This is a genomic window from Streptomyces sp. NPDC028907, from assembly GCF_055564995.1.
On the sequence record NZ_JBVHVE010000045.1, the window covers coordinates 1 to 4868 of the forward strand.

Consider the following 4868-nt stretch of genomic DNA (forward strand, 5'->3'; position numbering starts at 1 on the left):
GCGAAGGCGGGGTAGGTGTCGTAGAGTTCGCGGCCCATTCCGGTGTGTTGTGAGCCCTGGCCGGAGAAGAGGTAGGCCAGGCGTCCGCCGTCGGGAGTGCCGTGGAGGACGGCTTTGGTGTGTTCGCCGTGCGCGAGGGCGTCAAGGCCGTGGAGCAGGGCCTCGCGGTCGGTGGCGATGACGCCCGCCCGGTGGGTGTGGTGGGCGCGGCCGACCGCCAACACGCGCGCCGCGGCCGTGAGGTCGAGGCTCGGCCTGCCCTCCACGTACGCCTGAAGCCGTACGGCCTGCTCACGCAGTGCCGCGTCGTCACCGGCCGAGAGCAGCCACGGCGCCACCCGCGGCCCGCCGACGGGGGACGCCCCGTGCGGTTCCTCGGCCGGCGGTGCCTCCAGGATCAGGTGGGCATTCGTACCGCTGATCCCGAACGATGACACCCCGGCGCGGCGCGGCCGCCCCGTCTCCGGCCACGGCACGGTCTCGGTGAGCAGGGAAACTGCACCCGAGGCCCAGTCGATGTGGGGCGAAGGCGCGTCGACGTGGAGGGTCTTGGGCAGCACCCCGTGACGAATGGCCTCCACCATCTTGATGACGCCCGCGACACCCGCCGCCGCCTGGGTGTGCCCGATGTTCGACTTGACGGACCCCAGCCACAGCGGCTGCTCCGGGCCACGGTCGCGGCCGTACGTGGCCAGCAGCGCGTGCGCCTCGATGGGGTCGCCGAGCGTCGTCCCCGTGCCGTGCGCCTCCACTGCGTCGACCTGGTCGGCGGTGAGCCGGGCATGGGCCAGGGCGTCCGTGATGACCTGCTCCTGCGCGGGACCGTTCGGCGCGGTCAGTCCGTTGCTGGCACCGTCCTGATTGACGGCACTGCCGCGGATGAGGGCGAGCACGGGGTGACCGTTGCGGCGCGCGTCCGACAACCTTTCGAGCAGGACCAGCCCGACGCCCTCACCCATCGCCGTGCCGTCCGCGGCGGCCGCGAACGACTTGCAGCGCCCGTCCCGGGCCAGTCCGCGCTGCCTGCTGAACTCCAGGAAGACGCCGGGCGTGGACAGCACGGTGACACCGCCGGCGAGGGCCAGCTCGCACTCTCCGCTGCGCAGAGCCTGGGCCGCCAGGTGCAGGGAGACCAGTGACGAGGAGCAAGCCGTGTCGACGGTGACCGCGGGACCCTCCAGCCCGAAGGTGTAGGCGACACGGCCCGACAGCACGCTCGCGGACACACCGGTGCCCAGGTAGCCCTCGACCCCCTCGGGCAGGCTCGTGCCCCGGCTCAGGTAGTCCTGACCGTTCGTACCCGCGAAGACCCCGGTCCGGGAGCCCCGCAGTGACCGTGGATCGATCCCGGCACGCTCGAACACCTGCCACCCGGTCTCCAGCAGCAGCCGCTGCTGCGGATCCATCGCCAGGGCCTCGCGCGGACTGATCCCGAAGAACTCGGCGTCGAAGCCCGCCACGTCGTCCAGGAACGACCCGTGCCGCGCGTATGACGTGCCCGCGGAGTCCGGGTCGTCGTCGAAGAGGGACGCGAAGTCCCAGCCGCGGTCGTCCGGGAACTCGGAGACCGCCGCGCGGCCCTCCGCGACCAGCTGCCACAGCTCGGCCGGGCTGCCGACGCCTCCGGGGAAGCGGCAGCCCGCCGCCACGACGGCGATGGGCTCGCTCTCCTTGGCGGAGAGGTCCCTCAGCCGCTGTTTGGCCTGGCGCAGATCGGCGGTAGCCCGCTTGAGATAGTCCCGCAGCTTCTGCTCGTTCATGATGCAAGCCACCTTCTGGTACGACGGAATTCAGGCGTGCCTACGGGATTCAGAGCGACCCCAGCTCGTTGTCGAGCGCCTCGAAGAGGTCCTCGTCGGTGGCCGATTCGAGATCGTCGGCCGTGGCCGGGGCGCCCTGCGGGCCGGCCGTGGCGCTGTCGAACCGCCAGAGGATGTCCCGCAGCCGGTCGCCGATGGCCGACCGGTCCGCACCGGCACCGGCGTCCCCGGCCGGCGGCAGCGTACGAAGCGCATGTTCGAGTCGGTCGAGCTCCTCCAGCACGGGCAGCGGCGCGGTCCGGCCCTGAGGAGCGAGTAGGAGAAGAAGACGCTTCGCCAGGTCGGTGACCGTCGGGTGGTCGAAGACCACCGTGGCGGGCAGCCGTAGCCCGGTCGTGGCCATCAGCCGGTTCCGCAGCTCGACCGCCGTGACGGATTCGAAGCCGAGGTCCTTGAAGGCCCGCTCCGGATCCACGGCGTCGGCGGAGCTGTGCCCCAGAACCGCCGCGACCTGCGCACGGACGAGTTCCGACACGGCCTGCTCCCGCTGCCCGGCGTCCAGCCCGGCCATGCGGGCCGCGAACGACGAGCCGGGTCCGTCGCCGCGCCGCGCGGCACGCGTACGGACCAGACCGCGTAGCAGCGGCGGCAGTGTGCCGGCGGCGGCCTGCCCACGCAGCCCGGCCATGTCGAGCTCCGTCGGGGCGGCCACCGGCAGCCCGAGCCCCAGCGCGGCGTCCAGCATGTCCAGGGCCGCCCCTGTCGACAGCGGCGCGATGCCCGACCGTGTCATACGGACGAGATCCGCGCGGCTCAGCCGCTCGCTCATGCCACCCTCGTCCGCCCACAGACCCCAGGTGAGGGACAGGGCCGGCAGCCCCTGAGCGTGCCGGTGCTCGGCCAGCGCGTCGAGGAAGGCGTTGCCGGCACCGTAGTTCGCCTGGCCGGGGCTGCCGAGGACGCCGGCGAGCGAGGAGAACAGCACGAACGCGGACAACCCGAGCGGCGCCGTGAGCTCGTGCAGGTTCCAGGCCGCGTCCACCTTCGGACGCAGCACAGCGGCCAGGCGCGCCGAGTCGAGCGCGGTGATGACACCCCCGTCGACCACACCCGCCGCGTGGAACACGGCGGTCAGCGGATGCTCCGCGGGTATGTCGGCGAGAAGGGACGCCAGCGACGCACGGTCGGACACGTCACACGCCGCCAGGGTCACCCGGGCACCCGACTCCTCCAGTTCCGCGACCAGCTCGGCGGCACCGGGAGCGTCGGGACCACGGCGGCCGACCAGCAGCAGATGGCGTACGCCGTGTTCCGTGACGAGATGACTGGCGAGCGGACGCGCGAGACCGCCCGTGGCGCCCGTGATCAGGACCGTGCCCGCCGGGTCGAGGGTCGTCGGCCGCGCCCCGCCCCGGCCCGAGTTCGTACGGGCGAGCCGGGGAACGTGGATGTGTCCCTTCCGCACGGCGAGCTGCGGTTCACCGGTCTCCAGCGCCGCCGCCACCGTACGGAGTGACGCCTCGTCAGTGTCGATATCGAGGAGTACGAGTTGCCCAGGGTGCTCGGCTTGGGCCGTCCGCACCAGTCCCCACGCGGGAGCGACCGTCACATCGGGGGGTACACCGTCCCCCTCGATGGTTACGGCGCCCCGTGTGACGACGACCAATCGGCCCGCCTGAGGGCGATCGGCGGCGAGCCAGTCCTGAACCGATGACATCAGCCGGTCGGCCGCGGCACGCGTACGCTCGGCCACCGCGTCACCGGTACTGGTACCGGAGCCGGAGCCGGAGTCGCAGATGAGCAGCGTGTACGCGGGCGGGACGGCAGCAGCCGCGACGGCCGCGTCCAGCTCCCGCCGATCCGCGTACCGCTCGACGGTGAGCCCGCTGTCCGTGAGCCCGGTGACGAAGCCCAGCGGATCGGGGCCCAGAACCGCGTACGCGGCCGGGGCCACCGCACCCGCCGCCGTCGCCGACGGCACGAGCGGCCACTCCACCCCGAACAGCGGCCGGCGGCGGGAGGCGTTCAGCAGCTCCGGTGTGAACGGCACGAGCGCCAGCCGCTCCACCGAGGCCAGGGGGACACCGGAGGTGTCGGCGACGGTCAGGGACACCGTGCCCGCTTCGGTGTCCAGGGGGGCCACGCGGACACGCACGGACGTGACGGCCGAGGCGGCGTCGTACAGCGTGATCCCGCCCCACGACACGGCTGCCCGAGCGGTGCAGCCGGGGCCCGTCGCGCCCAGTAGGCCAGCCGCATGGACGGCGGACTCCAGCAGTGCCGGATGGAGGGCACCGCCGGACGTGGCCGTCCGGCCTGCCCCCTCCAACGGCCCTGCGGGAAGGTCGACTTCGGCATGGACACACCCGTCGCCCTCGTGCCGCCAGACGGCGGTCAACCCCTGAAAAGCAGGGCCCAGGTCGAACCCCTGTGCGGCGAGCTCGTCGTAGAGACCGTCCACGTCGACGGCCTCGGCCCCGGCAGGGGGCCACGACGTCAGCGCGGCGGCGGAGGACGCGGCCTCGCGTGCGGGTGGCGCCAGATACCCGGTGGCGTGAGTGACCCAGCCGTCCTCCGCTCCTTCTCTGTCCGCCTCCGACCGGGTACGGATGGTCAGCGACCGCCTGCCGTCGGGCTCGGCCCCGCCGAGACACACCTGAAGTTGCCGGGCACCCGAATCATCGATGGAGAGCGGCGCGAGCAGGACGAGTTCATCGATCCCTTCGCTCCCCACGTGCTCGGCGGCATGGGCCGCCAGATCCACGTAGGTCCCGCCCGGGAGGACGACTCGCTCCATGAAGACGTGCTCGGCGAGTACGCCCAGGGACTCGCGCGACAGCCGGCCAGTGAAGAGGTGCCCCCCGCCGGGCAGGTCCGTCGCCGAGCCGAGCAGCGGGTGACCGGAGACGCCGAGTCCGATGTCGGTGGCGTTCCCGGAGGTGCGCGGAGGGTTGAGCCAGTACGTGCGGTGCTGGAAGGGGTAGGTGGGCAGGGCGACGAACGGGCGGCGATCGTTCCAGGTGGGTGGGTGGCCTTGGGTGTGGAGTGCGGTGAGGGCGGTGGTGAGGGTGGTTGTTTCGGGGTGGTCGGCGTGCAGGGTGTGGGTGA

General features: G+C 72.6%; 2 protein-coding genes. Both read right to left on the minus strand.

What is annotated here, in order from left to right; translation table 11 throughout:
- Positions 1-1760, minus strand: a 1760-nt coding sequence (locus ACZ4UU_RS45030; RefSeq protein WP_471909262.1) for a type I polyketide synthase, incomplete at its 3' end; no start/stop codon positions are given.
- A 49-nt stretch (positions 1761-1809) separates the two neighbouring features.
- On the minus strand, positions 1810-4868 hold a 3059-nt coding region (locus ACZ4UU_RS45035; protein WP_471909263.1), incomplete at its 5' end, for a type I polyketide synthase.